Here is an 18,445-nt window from a genome sequence, read left to right as displayed (position 1 = left end):
TTGACAATTCATCGTCTTTATACTTCAAAGAGACAGGGTTCTGAAAGGTATTGAGCGGCATATCTAAACAGGCAAACTTAGCATCCGCTAATCCAATGCAATAAATTTTGTTACGCATCACAAAATAGTTTCGTTCAGTGGCTCTGTCATACTCCTCCAACTAATCATACTTACACTCTAAAAATTGATCTGTTTAGGCTAAGTGAACGATTGACTGAATTAATCATGCAAACCCATTTTAGTTGTAGGTATACTCAGCGTTCTCAACTGAAATGAATGGTAGAAAAAGTATGTCTGATAGAACGTTTATCGAAGAGTTCGACCTTCTTTTGATCGCTAACCAAATCATCCAAGAGCACGATGATTACATCGAAGGGATGCGAGCAACAAGCGTAGAAGAAAAAGAAGGTGTTTTAGTTTTTAAAGGTGAATACTTCCTTGATGACAAAGGTTTACCAACTTCAAATACGACTGCAGTATTCAATATGTTCAAATACTTAGCGCATCACCTTTCCAAGGAATTTACGCTGGTTAAATAGTAGCGGAAAACAAAAAAAAACCAGAGTGTTATTCACTCTGGCTTTCCTGTTTCAGGTCAGGATATTTAGCAGCTTAAAGCCTTAAGTTTGTCGAAGTAGTCAGGGAACGTTTTCGACGTACACTTTGGATCGTTGATCGTCACAGGCGTATCACTAAGTGCCACCAGCGAAAAACACATCGCCATTCGATGATCATCGTAAGTATCAATCGCAGCATGCTTTAACTGAGAGACAGGTTTGACGATGATGTAGTCGTCCCCTTCTTCCACTTCCGCACCAACTTTACGTAATTCCGTCGCCATAGCTGACAAACGGTCTGTTTCTTTTACACGCCAGTTATAAACGTTACGAATAGCAGTAGTGCCTTCGGCAAATAGCGCTGTTGTCGCGATGGTCATTGCAGCATCAGGGATATGGTTGTAATCCATATCGATGCCTTTCAATTGACCAACACGTGAAATTACGTAGTCATCACCCCATTCAATTTCTGCACCCATTTTTTCAAGCGCATCAGCAAATTGAATATCACCTTGAATGCTGTTTTTACCGATACCCGTGACTTTAACTTCTCCGCCTTTGATGGCTGCCGCCGCTAAGAAGTAAGAAGCAGAAGACGCGTCACCTTCAACCAAGAAATCACCTGGAGCGATGTATTGCTGACCGGCAGGAATCACAAACTCTTGATAGTCGTTGTTGATCACATCGACCCCAAACTGCTTCATGATATGCAGGGTGATATCGATATAAGGCTTAGAAACCAACTCGCCTTCGATGTTGATGCGAATTTCACCTTCAGCCAATGGCGCAGACATTAAGAAAGCGGTCAAGAACTGACTTGAAATGGATCCATCGATAGAAACTGTACCTGCTTTTAGGCCAGTACCGACTATTTTGAGAGGCGGAAAGTTCTCGTTTTCCATGTACTCAACGTTCGCACCAGCATCTTTCAGTGCCGTGACAAGGTGACCAATTGGACGCTCTTTCATACGAGGTTCGCCCGTCAGTACATACTCCCCTTCTCCAAGACAAAGAGCCGCAGCTAATGGTCGCATCGCAGTGCCAGCATTACCGAGAAATAACTCTACCGGTTCTGAGACAGAAAACGGACGCCCAAGGCCTTCAACGAGACATTCTGTTTTATCTTCGGAAAGTTGGTATTGAACGCCGAGTTTAGTCAGCGCATTCAGCATATGACGGATATCATCACTGTCGAGGAGGTTAGTAAGGCGAGTTCTGCCTTTAGCAAGAGCAGCAAGTAAAAGAGCTCGATTAGAAACGCTTTTAGAGCCAGGAAGATTCACTTCCCCTTGAATTTTATTGATAGGTTGTAACGTTAGGCTTTCCATTAAAAGTTGATAATCCTTTGTGCCCTCAACATACGATTTTTATGAGGGCTAAACAATTCTTCGTGAATTCAGACTACCCAAAAAAACACGACAAAACCAGAGTAAATCGGCGCTAATTAATGAATATCCTCAAGCAGCCTAAAGATACAGAATTAAAGGCATTACCAGCGATGTAAATAAGAGCGAAAGAAGCACGACGAAACAGCAAGCTATTTCGACTTTATTTGACGATAAGCCAGCCCTACTGTGCATGCCTGGTTAGGCTACCTTAGGTTAAAATAACGTAGGATTAATAAGCGATATCAACCCTAACTCCATCATCAAAATATAAGATACGAACTTCATCCCCTCGACTAAATAGCATATTTTTATCAACATCTTGGATAACATTAATCAGCTTGTCGCCCTTCACTTTGATGAGTAGCTCAACTAACTTATATTCAACCGTGTATTGGTAATTACTTTGATTTTGTGCAACCGCTGCACCTGCAAGTGCACCCACTGCCGTCGCAACTTCTCGTCCAGTACCACCACCAAATTGATTGCCGACTAAACCGCCTATTGTGGCACCAAGTAGCGTTTTCCAACCATTATTTTTCGATTGAACGACCTCTTGCTGAGTAATATAACGGACAGAGTCAATCTTCCCATACACCACTTCATTTACCGGCTTGGCAACATTTCTTTCATATGCTGCGTTGGCGACAAGTGGTAAAAACAGTATGATCCCAAGCCATACTTTTACGATATTTCTTAACCAGGTCATCATAAACTCCTCTGACTCCAATGTTGGTAACGACTTCTTATGGCTATTTATTTAACTGAACTCGATGAAACGTTCAACTTTCCCTCACCCTATAAAGCACTCAGCGATCCCAATGGTTTGCTTGCTTTTGGCGGTGACTTAGATCCCATGAGAATCCTCAATGGTTACTATCAAGGCATTTTCCCTTGGTATGGTCCTGGAGAACCTATTCTATGGTGGAGCCCTTCCCCACGCGCTGTTTTTGATCCCTTAGCGTTTAAACCGTCTAAAAGTCTCAAAAAATTTCAGCGTAAACATAACTATAAAGTAACGCTCAATTTCGCGACAGAAGAAGTGATTAGACTATGTTCATCAACACGTCCTGCAGAGGAAACTTGGCTCAACGAGGAAATGCAAGCATCTTACACTGAGTTAGCTAAACTTGGTCACTGTCACTCTGTAGAAGTATGGCATGACAACGAGCTAATTGGGGGACTATATGGCATCTGCGTTGGTCAACTTTTTTGCGGAGAGTCGATGTTCAGCCTAAAAGATAACGCATCTAAAATTGCATTGTGGTACTTATGCAACCATTTGGCGTCAAAGCAAGGTCAATTAATCGATTGTCAGGTTATGAACTCGCACTTAGCATCACTTGGCGCATTTGAACTAGAGCGTAACGAGTTTATGCAAAAACTACTATCTTTAAGAGAAAAACAAACACTATTTGATACCTATAAGCCCCAAGTTTTGCAGGATTCAGTATGAGTACGGATATACAACATATTCGAATTGGATTAACGAATAATCACCCTTGCAGTTACTTGCCTGAACGGCAAGAGCGCGTGGCGGTAGCACTTGATGCAGGGCTGCATACTGAAGAAAACTATCAACTGCTGATGGCCAACGGCTTTCGTCGTAGCGGAGATACCATATATAAACCGCACTGTGAGCATTGTAATGCTTGCCAGCCAATTCGAGTCTCGATTCAGGATGTGACGCTCTCAAAAAGCCAGAAGAGGCTGCTCAGTAAAGCACAACCTTTACGTTGGGAAATGAAACCTGAAATGGATGAGGAATGGTTTGAGCTTTACAGTCGGTACATCTGCAAACGGCATAAAAACGGCACTATGTACCCACCAAAGCGTGATGAATTTTCTCGGTTTGCCCAAACCAGCTGGTTGACCACTTCATTTTTACATATTTACGATGAGTCAAATCAATTACTCGCCATTGCGGTAACGGATGTAATGACTCAATGTTCGAGTGCGTTTTATACTTTTTTTGACCCTGACTACCCGTTATCTCTTGGCACTTTGGCAGTGCTCTATCAAATAAAATACTGCCAAGAAAACAGACAACAGTGGCTTTATTTGGGTTATCAGATTGATGAGTGCCCAGCAATGAACTACAAAACACGCTTTCAACGCCACCAAAGGCTAGTAAATCAGCGTTGGCGAGGGTAGAATACGCCTCAACTTTACATAATTACTATTTAGCGGCAGAATATAGCCCGCTAATATTGCCTAATTTCTAAAGAGGATTAAATGGCTAAAGAAGACGTAATCGAGATGCAAGGCACGGTCCTTGACACTCTACCAAACACTATGTTCCGTGTTGAACTTGAAAACGGTCACGTTGTGACTGCTCACATCTCTGGCAAGATGCGTAAGAACTACATCCGTATCCTAACGGGTGACAAAGTAACTGTAGAGATGACTCCATACGACCTATCAAAAGGCCGCATCGTCTTCCGCGCTCGTTAATCTCTGATTTTCGGATGCAATAAAAAACGGAGCAGTTTGCTCCGTTTTTTATTGCATGATTTTCATTTCCGAGTAGGTTCAGGCAAACAAAAAGCGCACGATAAAATCGTGCGCTTTTACTTCCCTTACGGGGCAGCGATTAATGCATCGCTGCCTCTTTCTCACTCAAATATTCAAATTTAAGTGTGTCGTTCACTAGCGTTACTTTCACAGTGCCGCCGTCAACTAGAGAGCCAAACAACAATTCATTAGCCAAAGGTTTCTTAAGTTGCTCTTGGATAACGCGTCCCATTGGACGAGCACCCATCGCCTTATCATAACCTTTATTCGCTAACCAATGGCGTGCATCTTGCGATACCTCCATTGATACGCCACGAGCATCAAGTTGCACCTGCAGTTCAACAATAAACTTATCAACAACTTGATGGATAACGCTTTCATCAAGGCTGTTAAACCAGATGATGTTATCAAGACGGTTACGGAACTCAGGAGTGAATACCTTCTTAATTTCCGCCATCGCATCGTGACTGTTGTCTTGCTGAATCAAACCAATTGATTTCTTCTCAGTTTCAGCCACACCCGCGTTGGTTGTCATAACGAGGATGACATTACGGAAGTCTGCTTTACGACCGTTGTTGTCCGTTAGCGTACCATTATCCATCACTTGCAATAGCAAATTAAAGATATCTGGATGCGCTTTCTCAATCTCATCGAGTAATACGACTGAATGTGGGTGCTTGATAACAGCGTCTGTTAGCAAGCCACCTTGGTCGTAACCGACATAACCAGGAGGTGCACCAATTAAGCGACTCACGGAGTGACGCTCACCATATTCCGACATATCAAAACGAAGTAGCTCGATCCCTAGAAGCTTAGATAGCTGCACCGTCACCTCTGTTTTACCCACCCCAGTAGGGCCAGCAAACAAGAATGAACCAACTGGTTTGTTATCCACGCCCAAACCTGCACGTGTCAGCTTGATCGCTTCGGATAATGCATCAATCGCATTATCTTGACCAAATACCAACATCTTCATCTTGCTATCTAGGTTCTTCAAGATGTCTTTATCTGAAGAAGAAACCGACTTCTCTGGGATTCGTGCCATCTTGGCAACCATCGCTTCGATATCGGCAACACCAACCGTTTTCTTACGACGGCTTGCAGGAGCAAGACGACTGCGAGCGCCAGCTTCATCAATGACATCAATGGCTTTATCTGGTAAATGACGCTCATTGATGTATTTCGCCGAAAGTTCTACCGCGGCACGCAGTGCTTTATTGGTGTAACGTACTTCATGGTGTGCTTCGTACTTCGGCTTCAAGCCCATCAAGATTTTAGTTGTGTCATCCAGAGAAGGCTCTACAACGTCAATCTTTTGGAAGCGACGGGACAACGCACGCTCTTTCTCGAAAATGTTGCTGTATTCTTGGTAGGTAGTCGAGCCGATACAACGTAACTTACCGCTACTTAGTAGAGGTTTGATAAGGTTTGCGGCATCAACTTGACCACCAGAAGCCGCACCCGCACCGATGATTGTGTGTATCTCATCGATGAACAAAATTGCATCTTCTTCTTTTTCAAGCTGTTTCAAAATCGCCTTGAAGCGTTTTTCAAAATCACCACGGTACTTAGTACCAGCCAATAGAGAACCGATATCCAATGAGTAAATCACGCTGTTTTGAATAACTTCCGGGACCTGCCCTTCTACAATTCGCCAAGCAAGACCTTCTGCGATGGCTGTTTTACCTACCCCGGCTTCACCCACTAGTAATGGGTTATTCTTGCGGCGGCGGCAAAGTACTTGAATAGTGCGCTCTAGCTCTTTATCGCGACCAATCAGTGGATCGATATTGCCATCTTTAGCGACCTGATTAAGGTTAGTCGCAAAGCTTTCCAAACGTTCTTCAGAATTCGGCTCTTCAACACTCTCTGAACTGAACGAATCTGATGATGGGTCTTCGCTTGCACCTGACGCTTTAGTAATGCCATGGGAGATAAAGTTAACAATATCTAATCGGGATATGTCGTTTTTCTTCAATAGGTAGGCTGCATGCGACTCTTGCTCACTGAAGATCGCCACAAGCACGTTTGCACCTGTTACTTCGTTGCGGCCAGACGACTGTACATGAAAGACGGCGCGTTGTAGCACACGTTGAAAACTCAAAGTCGGCTGGGTTTCACGCGTCTCATCACTGTCTGGGATAAGAGGCGTAGTTTGATCGATGAATATATCGAGCTCGTTACGTAAAGCGTCAAGATCCGCTTTACAAGCTAAAAGGGCTTCCTTAGCTGCATCATTTTCCAATAATGCAAGTAGGAGGTGTTCGACAGTCATAAACTCGTGGCGTTTATCTCGCGCCCGAGCAAATGCACCGTTAAGGCTTAACTCTAGTTCTTTATTTAGCATAAGTACCTCCCGAAAAAACAACTTGGGTTGTTCGAGCAAGTCTTCTTTGTTTACGCTTGCTCCATAGTGCAAAGTAGCGGATGTTCATTTTCCCTTGCGTACATCGTAACTTGCGCTACTTTTGTTTCGGCAATTTCTGCACTGTATGTGCCACAGATTGCCTTTCCTTCATAGTGAATCTTGAGCATGATCTGAGTCGCTTTATCAATGTCATGTGAAAAGAATCGCTCAAGTACCTCTATGACGAAATCCATAGGTGTATAGTCATCATTATTTAGTACAACATTGTACAGCTTAGGTGGCTGAACTTTCGTACTTTCTCGCTCCAGAAGATCAGAGTCCGGAGTGACCCATTCAAAATTTTTACTCATGGCAATTCAAAGATATCGTATCAAAGGGTTGATGTTTTCGACCTATAAAAACAATCTACCACAAGCGTGCAGCGCGGTGTAGTGAGATATGGCACCGAATTCGATCTTTGATCGATAAAAGTTGCTACCTAATATAGAGACTAATGCAGGTCTTGAGGGGGCGCAAATAAAAGATGCTTGTCGATAAGTTACACATTTTTACTTATAAAATAACTTTCTTTTTACCCCCTCCGAGCTATTGCGAAACATCTCTCAGTCTTCTACCGAGATCACACTTCCTAACTGAGAATGGGGTAATTATCACGAAAACTTCATTTTTTATTCAGTTAGAGGATTCATCTATCATAAGCAACACGAACAGTATGGTTTTTCCAGTGAATACTACTTTGCAGGCTAATTGACCAAACTTCCGCGTATATACGAAAAACTGTTTGCAAATTTGTTAATCTCAAAAGTGATTTGTTTTCAATTATGTTTCTGTTTGTTGCTTAATGCTATTGACTGTCGGGATTCATTGACTACAGTGGAAAGTGTTGATGCATAAATCGTCATTTTGAATCCATTTGTTTTTAAGCAGCTTGGTGAATGTGATTTCTCATTGACTAGATGTTTGTTAGCGTTCGCTGACAATAGTAGTACCAGGTTAAAGGTATAACTTGGTTGTTGTAACAACTCAGTAAAAAATGCATGAGGGATGTAAAAGCATGGCTACAGGTACAGTAAAGTGGTTTAACAATGCCAAAGGATTTGGGTTTATTTGTTCAGATGAAGAAGAGGGAGATATCTTTGCCCACTACTCAACTATCCAGATGGACGGTTATCGTACACTGAAAGCAGGCCAACAAGTCTCATACGAGATTGAAAAAGGTCCCAAAGGCTGTCACGCGAGTAGCGTCGTGCCTCTTGAAGGTCAAGCCAAATAATTAGAGCGCTGTCGAAAAATAAAAATATTGCTCTCGAAACATCATTTTGATGTTCTGAAGAGAAAAATAAACCCGCCAAGATAGCGGGTTTCTTACTATTTGTAGCTTATGAAATGCAGATAGACCACATACAAAGTATTGATAAAATAAGAAACAAGTCGAAAGCGACGTGCTCTTTTCATCTATTTTACTTGTTAATGATCGCGTTAAAGGTTTCGCTTGGGCGCATCAACTTAGAAACCAATGCATCGTCTAGCAGGTAGTAACCGCCCAGCTCTCCTTTCACACCCTGTGCGTTGTTTAGCTCAGCGACGATTTTTTCTTCATGCTCTGACAACGCTTTCGCAATCGGTGCAAACTCAACAGCGAGATCAGCATCGTCTGTTTGCTCGGCAAGTGCTTTCGCCCAGTAAAGTGCGAGGTAGAAATGACTACCGCGGTTATCTAATTCGCCCACTTTACGTGATGGAGACTTGTTGGTATCTAAAAACTCACCAGTCGCTTTGTCTAGCGTATCCGCCAAAACTTGTGCTTTCGGGTTGTTTGCCACCACACTTAGATGTTCTAGGGATGCAGCTAGTGCTAAGAACTCACCTAAAGAATCCCAACGAAGGTGATTCTCTTTTTCTACTTGTTGAACATGCTTAGGAGCAGAACCACCAGCACCAGTTTCAAATAGACCACCGCCATTCATCAATGGAACGATAGATAGCATCTTAGCTGACGTGCCTAACTCTAGAATTGGGAACAAGTCTGTTAGGTAGTCACGAAGAACGTTACCCGTTACAGAGATAGTATCCAGACCCGCTTTCATACGCTCTAGCGAGTACTTACAAGCATCAACAGGAGATAGGATCTTAATCTCTAGACCGTCAGTATCGTGCTCTGGTAAGTAGGTATTTACTTTCTTAATGAGTTCAGCATCGTGCGCACGGTTTTCGTCTAGCCAGAATACGGCTGGAACACCTGTTGCACGTGCGCGAGTCACTGCTAGTTTAACCCAATCTTGGATTGGTGCGTCCTTCACCTGACACATACGGAAGATATCGCCTTCTTCAACCGCTTGCTCTAACAATACGTTACCCGCAGTATCAACAACGCGAACGGTACCCGCTGCATCTAGAATGAACGTCTTGTCGTGAGAACCATATTCTTCTGCCTTTTGAGCCATTAAGCCAACGTTAGGCACGCTACCCATAGTGGTCGGGTCAAATGCGCCGTGCTCTTTACAGAAATCAATCACCGCTTGGTAAATACCTGCGTAGCTACGATCTGGTATCATCGCTTTGGTGTCTTTTTGTTTACCATCTGGTCCCCACATTTGACCAGAAGAGCGAAGCATTGCTGGCATAGAAGCGTCTACAATAATGTCACTTGGTACATGTAAGTTTGTGATACCACGATCAGAGTCAACCATCGCAAGTTCTGGTTGAGTTTGGTAAACCGCTTGAATGGCCGCTTCAATTTCTGCTTTTTGCGCTTCAGGTAGAGACTCAATTTTTGAGTAAACATCACCGATGCCATTGTTTACATCAACGCCTAGCTCTTCAAACAGCTTGCCGTACTTATCGAAAACGTCTTTGTAGTAAACTTTTACTGCATGGCCGAAAATGACAGGGTCAGAAACTTTCATCATTGTCGCTTTCATATGAAGAGACAGCAGCACGTCTTGTGCTTTCGCTTCAGCAATCTCTTTCTCGAAAAATTCAACCAGCGCCTTCTTCTTCATCACTGAAGTGTCAATGACTTCTTTATCTAGTAATGGGAAAGCCGGCTTAAGCTCTTTAACTGTACCGTCATTACCGACGAACTCGATTTTGACCTCTGTTGCGCCAGAGATGGTTGTCGACTTTTCGCTCCCAAAGAAGTCGTTATCTGACATGCTCGCGACATGAGACTTAGACTCTGATGACCACGCACCCATTGAATGTGGATTTTTCTTCGCGTAGTTCTTAACCGAAGTTGGAGCACGACGGTCTGAGTTACCTTCACGAAGTACTGGGTTAACCGCACTACCTTTGATTTTGTCGTAAGCCGCTTTAATCGCTTTCTCTTCGTACGTGCTCGGTTCTTCTGGGTAGTTTGGTAAATCGTAACCTTTCGCCTGAAGCTCTTTAATCGCCGCTTTAAGCTGAGGAACTGAAGCTGAAATGTTAGGTAGCTTAATGATATTTGCTTCTGGAGTTTGAGCTAGTTCACCAAGCTCTGTCAACGCATCGCCAATGCGCTGTTCTTCTTTTAGATGCTCTGGGAAGTTAGCGATAATTCGACCTGCTAGTGAAATATCACGAGTATCTACATTGATGCCAGACGATGCTGTGAATGATTGAATGATTGGTAGTAATGAATAAGTTGCTAGCGCCGGCGCTTCATCAGTGATGGTGTAGATAATTGTAGGTTTTTCTGTAGGCATGAAATTTCCCTATTTTTTAATCAACTTGTTGGCTGATCAACTCAGCGTCTGAGTTGGTTTAATTGACGCATTGCTGCACGTTAGCAGTACATGTCTCCTCACTAACGCCACATGCGGTTCGCACTCTTTGTTGTAGTATGAAGCTCTAAGCTCTGAATCCATGAGTGCACTGATATAATTAAACAAATAACACGAATTAGTCTATCATTCTGTGCGCGTTTGTTAGTTTTAGGCGCGCAAATCATATCCGATCATGAGAAAACTTAAAACTTTCAAACACAGTTCATTTACATTTTTGCAGGGTAGTTAACATGTCATCTCGTACAGGTCATGAAAAAGGTCGCGGTCGCAATCAATCCCAAACGGGCCGATTTAAACACTCAGGAGCTCGCAATAGCTCAAAGACTCGTACTCAAACAAACCGTCGCCCTGTTCGCTCAGCAAGAAACCAAAAGCCAAAAGTGGATCCAAAAGACCGTAAAGTCATTATATTCAACAAGCCTTACGACACGCTCAGTCAATTTACCGATGGTGATGGTCGCAAAACGTTAGCGGACTATATCCCAATCAAAGATGTCTATGCGGCTGGCCGATTGGACCGAGACAGCGAAGGTTTGATGGTGCTCACTAACGATGGCATCTTGCAGGCGAAGCTCACGCAGCCAAAGTCAAAATCCCCGAAGACTTATTGGGTTCAAGTCGATGGCGCTCCTCTAGAGCAAGATCTTGAAAAATTGAGAAAGGGAGTAGAGCTAAAAGATGGTATGACCCTACCAGCCGAAGTTGAAGTGATTCCAGAACCACAAGTCTGGGACAGAACTCCTCCTGTTCGTTTTCGCGCAAATATCCCTACCACTTGGTTAGCCATTACCATTATTGAAGGAAGAAATCGTCAGGTGCGTCGCATGACTGCGCACATTGGCTTCCCTACTTTGCGCCTCATTCGTCATTCGATGGGTGATATCGTCCTTAAAGACCTAATGCCTGGTGAATGGAGAGAAATCTCTCTCTAATAGGCAGAAAAGATAAAAGCAGGCTCAAAGCCTGCTTTTTAGATTCGTACTTTTTCAGTTAAGCCCTATCTAATGAACTAAGGGATTACTGCTCAGCAAGCCAGTTTTTAAATGCCGCTTTTTCCGCCGGAGACGCTTTCTGGTACATCGTCTTTAACACATCAACCATTGGACTGTCTTCAGCCACTGTTATTGTTCGGGTATCGCTAGTCTCAACTCGAGGCTCAATATCGCTTACTGATTGCTGATGCTGGTTCACAGTTACATAACTAACGGCAACACTCGCGATACCTCCTGCAATATTGTAGTTACGAGATTCTTGAGGGTAATTACGACCAATCTGAACACCATCTGACTCTAATACATCTTCGACCAAAGCAATAGGTTGACCTTTGGTGTCCAGCAGTTGCCAATCTAAAGGTGAGATGTTGTTTTGCGCTTGACGAAGAGTTTTAAACTCTGGTAGTTCAAACTTTAGTTTTTCATTTTCAACATCAAACTTAGCAATGATCACGTCACTGTAAACTGTCTTAAGGTTTTCGTTAATTTCGAATGTAGGTTGATATTTGAAGACAATTTGATTCGTTCCATCAGGTAGTTCGATTGTCTTCTCACTAGAAAAAAGACCACCTTCTAGATCTGGTTTCTCCATGTTGACGGCTAAAAGCTTCACGTCTTCAGGAACCACTAAAGTCGTTGCAGCGTAGAGGTTTGTACTGGCAAAAATAGACAACGCCATTGCCACTTTTAATGATAACTGCATAGAATTTTTCATCCTTATCTTCATAGTAAAAGACCCAGCATATAGCTGGGTCTTACAATATCAAACTGGGTATTGATTACCAGTAGAAACGAGCACCAACACCGAAGTTAGTTGCGTCGTCTGTATCTTTGTTGTCGAAGTCAGTACCTTCGAAAGTGTAACCCGCTTCTGCGAATACACGTGCCCATTTAGAGAACTTGTATTCAACACCAGCGTAGAACCAAGAAGAGTCTGCGTCTACTTTACCTGCTTCGTCAGTAGACTGAGCTAGGTACTCGTAACCAGAGTATAGAGTTGTTTTAGGAGCAACAGCGAACATACCAGCTACAACAATGTAGTGTGAATCAACTGTTGATTTACCTAGTTTATCTTCGTTTTCGTTGTAGTAGTACGTTGCACCCAGAGTGTGCTCGTTTAGTGCGTACTCAGCAGTTACTTCAAAAGATAGGTTTTCGTTATCAGTACGCTCTGTGTGAGAAACTGTTTGCTCTACACCATTAAGAACTAGTTTTTTCTCTTTAGTTACGTTGATGTCGTTGTTCGCAGTAAGTACACCAGCGTGTAGAGATAGGTCGTTGAAAGATTTACCAACGAATACTTCTAGTACTTCTTCGTTAGAATCTTTTTCGCCTAGCGCGTAACCAGCTTTTAGCCAGAATGCGTCATTTTCGTAAGCGTATTTGATTTGAGAATCGTTGTTCCAAGCGTGACCGTATGCAGTTTCCGCTGCGTTACCACCGAAGAAGTAAGAGTAATCTGCGAAGTATACGTCATCAGCCCAAGTACCTTCTTTACCGAAGCGAAGAGTACCCATATCACCCATATCAAAACCGATGATGTGGCGACGTACGTATACTGAATCATCAGTACGCTCGCTTGAATCAGCACCTGCGTCGTAGTTGTCACCTAGAGCAACACCGATCTCAACTTCACCCAGAACTTTTAGGCTTTCGTCAACAACGTAAACTGCGTTCACACCAGTACGAGAAGAGCTAGTGTTTAGCTCTGCTGTGTGATCAGTTTTTTCTGTGAATAGAAGAGTTGGACGTAGCTGACCGTAGAAATCTACAGAACCTTCTTCAGATTTGAATACTTCAGCTGCGTTCACTGAAGTTGCAGACGCAACTACAGCTAGTGCTAATAGAGTTTTTTTCATAATTAATCCACTGCCTTTTCTTAGTTCGGGATATCCTTGTCTGGTTCCCTTTTTTTATATGTTTGAGATAGAGCGTTAACAAAACGTTATACAGCGCCTTCTCAAAATCTGGAGCTAAGAGTGCAAAAGATTATTCTGGCTGTCAAATTTTCTAAATACCAATGCAAAAAAACAAAAATAACATTTAAAAACAATAACTTGAAAAGTTTATCTTTATTTATTCGACGAACATCTAATCAATCCTCTTGATTTTTCATAATTTATAAAACCATTAACAATGAGATTTTAAACCCAAAATAAATATTAAAAAACACAACATGCAGAATAAAAAACCACACAAATATCATATTTGGAGTTTTATATTTTTCATATAATGAAATTAATTTCATTTAGATAAGGTTCAATATTTTTTTGTGAAGAAGATCTACATTCCTCATAAAAGCATTCCGTTTTGTGAACTACTGTACAACTAGTGATGTGTGCTACTATTCGCCTCCAACGCATTTGAGGCCCGTATGCTGACCAGTAACATTCAAAAATCGATTCGTAATAGCTATCAAAACCTGCAAGATCAACTTGATAACTTTGTACCTAGAAGAGCACAAAACTACCTTGTTGCAGAGATTGCAAAAACGCTGTGCGGTCAGTACCACAAATCTAACCGAATACTGGTTGCAGAAGCAGGGACTGGAATTGGTAAGTCGCTCTCCTATCTAATGGCTGCCATCCCCGTGGCTGTACATAACAATAGAAAAGTGGTTATCTCAACGGCGACCGTAGCTCTGCAAGAACAGCTCATAAATAAAGACCTCCCTCTTTTTCGTCGGATTACCGACCGAGAGTTTTCTTTTATTTTGGCAAAAGGCCGTCAACGCTATTGTTGTGCAGAAAAACTTGCTTCAGCTTGCGGCGCTGATGGTGGTCAGTTAGCCATGTTCGAAACCAAGCCTAAGCAAAAAGATATAGAGCTGTTGGAAACAATGCATCGCTCTCTTGCGCAAGGTAAATGGGACGGTGACCGTGATTCTTGGCCTAAAACCATCGATGATAAGCTATGGCAACTGATTGTCAGTGATAAACACAGTTGCAATAACAGTTTACCGGGCCATCGCGGCTGCCCATTCCAAAAAGCGCGCTCAGAGTTGGATAAGAATGATGTCATCATTGCGAACCACTCTCTCGTCATGGCAGACGCAGACTTGGGGGGCGGAGTAATCTTACCTGAGCCAGAAAACACGATATACGTCTTTGACGAGGCACATCACTTGCCTCATGTCGCCCGCGATCATGCTTCAGCATCTGCGAGCTTAAAAGGTGCGGCAGCATGGCTTGAGAAGTTAAATCAGTCGATTAGCAAGTTTTCATCGCTCGCAGACGAGAAGCGCGTAGCTCGATTTCGCAACGACCTTCAAGACGCGGTTCAGAACTTGATACCAGCACTGACTCAACTGCCTAAACAGTTCGATCCAGCTCAATTTGAAGAGAGTATCGCCCGCTTTGAGCACGGTGAACTACCAGAATGGCTAGAGAACCAATCCAAAGAGTTAAAGCAGTTCAGTAAAAAAGCAAATCAAAGTGTGGCAAAAATTGCCGACCTTATTGCGGAAAGAGTAAAAGATGGGGAGCTTGCGACAAGATTGGCTGAACCAGCGCTTGCGGAGCTCGGCTTCTACATTCAAAGGTTAGAAAACCTAGCGCAAGTCTGGCGCTTGATGGCTGAGCCAACTCGTGAAAAAGGTGCGCCTTTGGCTCGCTGGTTAGAAACCCACCCCGATCGCGAGGGTGATTTCATTGTGAGTGTTTCTCCGCTTGAAATTGGATGGCAACTCGACCAACAAATTTGGAGCAGGTGCATTGGCGCCATTTTAGTTTCCGCAACGATGCGTGCATTAAACTCCTTCCATTACTTTTGCCATCAGGTTGGTATTGATGGAAAACCAGAATCAGGCACACAGTTTTTAGCGCTTGCGTCACCATTCGATTACCAAAACCAGGCAGAATTGCTCATCCCTGCGATGAAATATGAACCACCAGCGCCTCAATTTACTGAATATCTTATTGAGATATTGCCTAAGTACTTGGAAGACAAGAAAGCCAACTTAGTATTATTCTCATCCTATTGGCAGATGAACAAAGTTGCGAAGGCGCTGTCTTCGGAGTTCATAAAAAAAGGCTGGGCGTTGCAAGTTCAAGGTGAAAGCTCACGTCAAGAAATTCTAAAAAAACATAAAAAGCTAATAGAATCAAATAAAACCAGCATCTTATTTGGTACTGGCAGTTTCTCTGAGGGGCTAGATTTACCTGGCGAATTACTTGAAAACTTGGTGATTACAAAAATTCCATTTGGTGTTCCAACCTCTCCTGTCGAACAGGCTCACTCCGAATATATCGAGAAAAAAGGTGGGAACCCGTTTATGCAAATAACTGTACCTGACGCAAGCAAAAAGCTGATCCAGAGCGTAGGTCGCTTACTGCGTAAAGAGAGAGATTCTGGTAGAGTAACGATTCTTGATCGACGCCTAGTCACTAAGCGATACGGACAAGCCTTAATCGACTCACTACCTCCATTTAAACGTAAAATAGAATATTAGAAGAATCACCATTTATGGAAATGATTGAGCCAACTATGCTGTTGGTGTTGGCGCTTGTCGCTTTTGTCGCTGGATTTATTGATGCAGTTGCCGGTGGTGGTGGCATGCTAACCGTACCTGCTCTACTATCGTTGGGCTTGCCGCCCCATATTGCACTAGGCACCAATAAACTTGCGGCTACCTTTGCCTCTTCTACTGCGGCATTTACGTACTACAAGAAACGTTTATTCAAGCCTCAATGCTGGGGAAGAGCATTTGTTGCGACGCTTGTCGGAGCAACATTAGGTACCCTACTTGTGGACGCGATTAGCACGGATTGGCTAGAAAAAGGGTTACCTCTTGTTATTTTAGCGGCGGCGTTATACACCGTCTTCCATAAAACACCGCACTCTCCTCATCAAAGTCCAATTCCCGAGCCTTGCCCAAAACTTCATAGAAAACAGTACATGCAAGGATTATCCATAGGGTTCTATGACGGGCTCGCAGGGCCTGGAACTGGGGCTTTTTGGACGGTAAGTTCAATGGCTCTGTATCGGCTGAATATCTTGCTCGCCTCTGGCTTAGCAAAAGCAATGAACTTTACCAGCAACTTTACCTCTTTGATTACGTTTGCAGTCCTCGGTCATATCAACTGGGTGCTAGGCTTAACAATGGGGGTATGTTTAATGGCTGGCGCTTTTGTTGGCGCGCATTCCGCCATTCGGTTTGGTTCTAAATTCATTCGCCCTGTATTTGTTACTGTCGTCAGTATACTGGCCATAAAATTGGCTTATGACGCATGGTTTGTAGGTTTGTCATGAACATTTCTCAACTCCAGGAAAACCTAGAACAAATGGCGAAGCAAGCCGCTGTTCTTGACCGTCAAAGAGGCGAACACCATGTTCCGCTTTTTGATGAGCGCTTATTTGGTTGTCGCTCTCGCTTACTTACTCCTTGCGTAAAAGAAGCAAAAGCCACGCTGGATGCGATTGTGCGTGAGCAAAATGAAGGTAAGCTCACCGCTTTGCGTGCTGAGTACCTCACTGAACGGTTAGTAGCGCAAATAGGTGCGATTCAACGCGAGATTTCTACCACCAAAATTCGCAAGAATGAGATCAAACATAGCAGCCATTTCCGCAAGCCTATTAACGTGCTTTATCAGGAACTCGCTCAACACCAAGAGTGGGCAAGACGCTTGCGCGAAATGGTGTTAGAAAAAGAACGTGCTGTCGAAACCGCTCCTAGTTTTATGCGTGCCGAGGCTCAGAAAGTGTTACTAGCGACCGAGCAACGTTTGGCACGTTGTGAGGCAGCGCTTCTGAAACTAGAGAACCAAATTACACATAGGGAAAAACACCAATAATGGCCGAACAACCAACCTCGCCTTTAGATGACGCACCTGAAGAGATCAAATTGGCTGTCGATTTGATCTATTTACTTGAGAGCAATGAGATAGATCCAGAAGTTGCGCTTAACGCTTTGAAGATCGTGCAAAGCGACTTAGAAAACAAATTAAAAACAAAGTAGCCCAACGTTTCGCTCCTTTCACCGAGACTCGTTTTCAGTGCTCTTGCACAATGATACTATTCATAAAAAAGTACGCCCTCAAAAAGGATAAACAATGAAAGTAATCAGCTTTAACATCAATGGACTACGTGCGCGACTGCACCAACTCCAAGCGCTAATCGACAAACACCAACCAGATGTGATTGGCCTTCAGGAAATTAAAGTTCACGATGAAGCATTCCCGATTGAAGCTGTCGAAGCCATGGGCTACAAAGTGTATTTCCATGGTCAAAAAGCGCACTACGGTGTCGCAATGCTTTGTAAGCAAGAACCTCTACACGTACAAAAAGGGTTCCCGACGGATAACGAAGAGCACCAAAAGCGCATGATCATGGCAACGTTTTTAAATGAAAACGGCGAAAAGGTCACGGTGCTAAACGGCTACTTCCCTCAAGGGGATAACATCAGCCACGAAACAAAATTCCCATACAAACGTCAGTTCTATAAAGATCTGATGACTTACCTAAACGATCATCACAATAGCGACGAGCAATTGATTGTTATGGGTGACATCAACATTAGCCCTATTGATGCAGATATCGGTATCGGCGAACCAAACCGTAAGCGTTGGCTAAAAACAGGTAAATGTTCATTCCAACCGGAAGAGCGCGAATGGCTGAAAACCTTGCTAGATTGGGGCTTTGAGGACACCTTCCGCAAGCTATATCCAGAAGTGAACGATAAATTCTCGTGGTTTGATTATCGCTCTCGCGGGTTTGATGATAACCGAGGTCTACGAATTGATGTCATTTTGGCGACCCCTTCTCTCGCGAAAAAATGTATTGACTCGGGGATCGATTATGAATTACGCGGTATTGAAAAACCTTCAGACCACGCTCCAATTTGGTCGACGTTCAAGTAATACAT

General features: G+C 43.3%; 18 protein-coding genes. 11 read left to right on the top strand and 7 right to left on the bottom strand.

The annotated features are described in order from the left end of the window. Positions 1-290 precede the first annotated feature (290 nt). A complete protein-coding gene (locus tag B7360_RS11730; protein ID WP_005387884.1) occupies positions 291-539 on the top strand; it encodes a YciN family protein in 249 nt (82 codons plus the stop codon). 65 nt (positions 540-604) lie between these two features. Here the strand turns inward: B7360_RS11730 and aroA are convergent, their stop codons facing one another. Both aroA and B7360_RS11720 read right to left on the bottom strand, forming a co-directional pair. Continuing rightward, positions 605-1,885, bottom strand: coding sequence for a 3-phosphoshikimate 1-carboxyvinyltransferase (gene aroA, locus B7360_RS11725; RefSeq protein ID WP_005390707.1), 1,281 nt, complete (start codon positions 1,883-1,885; stop codon positions 605-607). A gap of 289 nt (positions 1,886-2,174) precedes the next feature. Then, on the bottom strand, positions 2,175-2,651 hold the full coding sequence (locus B7360_RS11720; RefSeq protein WP_085343563.1) for a glycine zipper 2TM domain-containing protein: 477 nt from the start codon (positions 2,649-2,651) through the stop codon (positions 2,175-2,177). A 39-nt stretch (positions 2,652-2,690) separates the two neighbouring features. Here B7360_RS11720 and aat point away from each other — a divergent pair, with 39 nt between their 5' ends. From aat to infA, 3 genes are all read left to right on the top strand, one after another. Continuing rightward, positions 2,691-3,398 (top strand): leucyl/phenylalanyl-tRNA--protein transferase, encoded by a 708-nt coding sequence (aat, locus tag B7360_RS11715; RefSeq protein ID WP_085343562.1) that lies wholly within the window; start codon positions 2,691-2,693, stop codon positions 3,396-3,398. After that, a complete protein-coding gene (locus B7360_RS11710) occupies positions 3,395-4,096 on the top strand; it encodes an arginyltransferase (RefSeq protein WP_085343561.1) in 702 nt (233 codons plus the stop codon). The genes aat and B7360_RS11710 overlap by 4 nt, the downstream gene beginning before the upstream one ends. Positions 4,097-4,177: 81 nt before the next feature. After that, on the top strand, positions 4,178-4,396 hold the full coding sequence (gene infA, locus B7360_RS11705; protein ID WP_001040192.1) for a translation initiation factor IF-1: 219 nt from the start codon (positions 4,178-4,180) through the stop codon (positions 4,394-4,396). Between the two features lie 139 nt (positions 4,397-4,535). Here infA and clpA read toward each other — a convergent pair whose 3' ends face one another. Further along, the gene (gene clpA / locus B7360_RS11700) at positions 4,536-6,803 is read right to left on the bottom strand and encodes an ATP-dependent Clp protease ATP-binding subunit ClpA (RefSeq protein WP_085343560.1); all 2,268 of its coding nucleotides are present in this window, start codon (positions 6,801-6,803) and stop codon (positions 4,536-4,538) included. A 50-nt stretch (positions 6,804-6,853) separates the two neighbouring features. Further along, positions 6,854-7,174 (bottom strand): ATP-dependent Clp protease adapter ClpS, encoded by a 321-nt coding sequence (gene clpS / locus B7360_RS11695; RefSeq protein WP_031780157.1) that lies wholly within the window; start codon positions 7,172-7,174, stop codon positions 6,854-6,856. A 704-nt stretch (positions 7,175-7,878) separates the two neighbouring features. Here clpS and cspD point away from each other — a divergent pair. Then, on the top strand, positions 7,879-8,097 hold the full coding sequence (gene cspD, locus B7360_RS11690) for a cold shock domain-containing protein CspD (RefSeq protein ID WP_005378407.1): 219 nt from the start codon (positions 7,879-7,881) through the stop codon (positions 8,095-8,097). A gap of 187 nt (positions 8,098-8,284) precedes the next feature. On the opposite strand, the gene B7360_RS11685 is transcribed toward cspD, so the two are convergent. Next, a complete protein-coding gene (locus tag B7360_RS11685; RefSeq protein ID WP_085343559.1) occupies positions 8,285-10,510 on the bottom strand; it encodes an NADP-dependent isocitrate dehydrogenase in 2,226 nt (741 codons plus the stop codon). Between the two features lie 311 nt (positions 10,511-10,821). Between B7360_RS11685 and B7360_RS11680 the strand changes: the two genes are divergently transcribed. Beyond that, positions 10,822-11,523 (top strand): pseudouridine synthase, encoded by a 702-nt coding sequence (locus B7360_RS11680; RefSeq protein ID WP_085343558.1) that lies wholly within the window; start codon positions 10,822-10,824, stop codon positions 11,521-11,523. 85 nt (positions 11,524-11,608) lie between these two features. Here B7360_RS11680 and B7360_RS11675 read toward each other — a convergent pair whose 3' ends face one another. Together B7360_RS11675 and B7360_RS11670 are read right to left on the bottom strand one after the other, a co-directional pair. Then, entirely contained in the window at positions 11,609-12,286 is a 678-nt protein-coding gene (locus tag B7360_RS11675) for a DUF2057 family protein (protein ID WP_085343604.1), read from the bottom strand. 76 nt (positions 12,287-12,362) lie between these two features. Continuing rightward, a complete protein-coding gene (locus B7360_RS11670) occupies positions 12,363-13,442 on the bottom strand; it encodes a porin (protein ID WP_005378424.1) in 1,080 nt (359 codons plus the stop codon). A 515-nt stretch (positions 13,443-13,957) separates the two neighbouring features. Here B7360_RS11670 and dinG point away from each other — a divergent pair. The 5 genes from dinG to xthA all read left to right on the top strand — a co-directional run bounded on the left by dinG (position 13,958) and on the right by xthA (position 18,440). Beyond that, positions 13,958-16,033, top strand: coding sequence for an ATP-dependent DNA helicase DinG (dinG, locus tag B7360_RS11665; RefSeq protein WP_085343557.1), 2,076 nt, complete (start codon positions 13,958-13,960; stop codon positions 16,031-16,033). 14 nt (positions 16,034-16,047) lie between these two features. Continuing rightward, entirely contained in the window at positions 16,048-16,833 is a 786-nt protein-coding gene (locus B7360_RS11660) for a TSUP family transporter (protein ID WP_005390688.1), read from the top strand. Next, complete coding sequence (locus B7360_RS11655) at positions 16,830-17,375, top strand: primosomal replication protein (RefSeq protein ID WP_012841995.1); 546 nt, start codon at positions 16,830-16,832, stop codon at positions 17,373-17,375. Before B7360_RS11660 ends, B7360_RS11655 begins: the two co-directional genes overlap by 4 nt. Beyond that, positions 17,375-17,539, top strand: coding sequence for a pleiotropic regulatory protein RsmS (gene rsmS / locus B7360_RS11650; protein ID WP_085343556.1), 165 nt, complete (start codon positions 17,375-17,377; stop codon positions 17,537-17,539). Before B7360_RS11655 ends, rsmS begins: the two co-directional genes overlap by 1 nt. A 94-nt stretch (positions 17,540-17,633) precedes the next feature. Continuing rightward, positions 17,634-18,440: an exodeoxyribonuclease III gene (gene xthA, locus B7360_RS11645; protein ID WP_085343555.1), complete on the top strand. Its 807-nt coding sequence runs from the start codon at positions 17,634-17,636 to the stop codon at positions 18,438-18,440. The last annotated feature ends 5 nt before the right edge of the window (positions 18,441-18,445 follow it).

Origin of the sequence: Vibrio sp. ArtGut-C1, from assembly GCF_002105475.1 — a bacterium.
GTDB lineage: Bacteria > Pseudomonadota > Gammaproteobacteria > Enterobacterales > Vibrionaceae > Vibrio > Vibrio diabolicus.
The sequence above is the reverse complement of the archived record's forward strand: the minus strand, read 5'-3'. Positions and strand labels throughout refer to the sequence as shown.

Bases quoted from the DNA above. Each gene is read 5' to 3' on its own strand.
- B7360_RS11680 (WP_085343558.1), top strand. From the start codon at position 10,822: ATGTCATCTCGTACAGGTCATGAAAAAGGTCGCGGTCGCAATCAATCC.
- infA (WP_001040192.1), top strand. From the start codon at position 4,178: ATGGCTAAAGAAGACGTAATCGAGATGCAAGGCACGGTCCTTGACACT.
- cspD (WP_005378407.1), top strand. From the start codon at position 7,879: ATGGCTACAGGTACAGTAAAGTGGTTTAACAATGCCAAAGGATTTGGG.
- aroA (WP_005390707.1), bottom strand. From the start codon at position 1,885: ATGGAAAGCCTAACGTTACAACCTATCAATAAAATTCAAGGGGAAGTG.
- aat (WP_085343562.1), top strand. From the start codon at position 2,691: ATGGCTATTTATTTAACTGAACTCGATGAAACGTTCAACTTTCCCTCA.
- B7360_RS11660 (WP_005390688.1), top strand. From the start codon at position 16,048: ATGGAAATGATTGAGCCAACTATGCTGTTGGTGTTGGCGCTTGTCGCT.
- dinG (WP_085343557.1), top strand. From the start codon at position 13,958: ATGCTGACCAGTAACATTCAAAAATCGATTCGTAATAGCTATCAAAAC.
- clpS (WP_031780157.1), bottom strand. From the start codon at position 7,174: ATGAGTAAAAATTTTGAATGGGTCACTCCGGACTCTGATCTTCTGGAG.
- B7360_RS11730 (WP_005387884.1), top strand. From the start codon at position 291: ATGTCTGATAGAACGTTTATCGAAGAGTTCGACCTTCTTTTGATCGCT.
- B7360_RS11710 (WP_085343561.1), top strand. From the start codon at position 3,395: ATGAGTACGGATATACAACATATTCGAATTGGATTAACGAATAATCAC.
- B7360_RS11655 (WP_012841995.1), top strand. From the start codon at position 16,830: ATGAACATTTCTCAACTCCAGGAAAACCTAGAACAAATGGCGAAGCAA.
- rsmS (WP_085343556.1), top strand. From the start codon at position 17,375: ATGGCCGAACAACCAACCTCGCCTTTAGATGACGCACCTGAAGAGATC.
- xthA (WP_085343555.1), top strand. From the start codon at position 17,634: ATGAAAGTAATCAGCTTTAACATCAATGGACTACGTGCGCGACTGCAC.
- B7360_RS11720 (WP_085343563.1), bottom strand. From the start codon at position 2,651: ATGACCTGGTTAAGAAATATCGTAAAAGTATGGCTTGGGATCATACTG.
- B7360_RS11670 (WP_005378424.1), bottom strand. From the start codon at position 13,442: ATGAAAAAAACTCTATTAGCACTAGCTGTAGTTGCGTCTGCAACTTCA.
- B7360_RS11685 (WP_085343559.1), bottom strand. From the start codon at position 10,510: ATGCCTACAGAAAAACCTACAATTATCTACACCATCACTGATGAAGCG.
- B7360_RS11675 (WP_085343604.1), bottom strand. From the start codon at position 12,286: ATGCAGTTATCATTAAAAGTGGCAATGGCGTTGTCTATTTTTGCCAGT.
- clpA (WP_085343560.1), bottom strand. From the start codon at position 6,803: ATGCTAAATAAAGAACTAGAGTTAAGCCTTAACGGTGCATTTGCTCGG.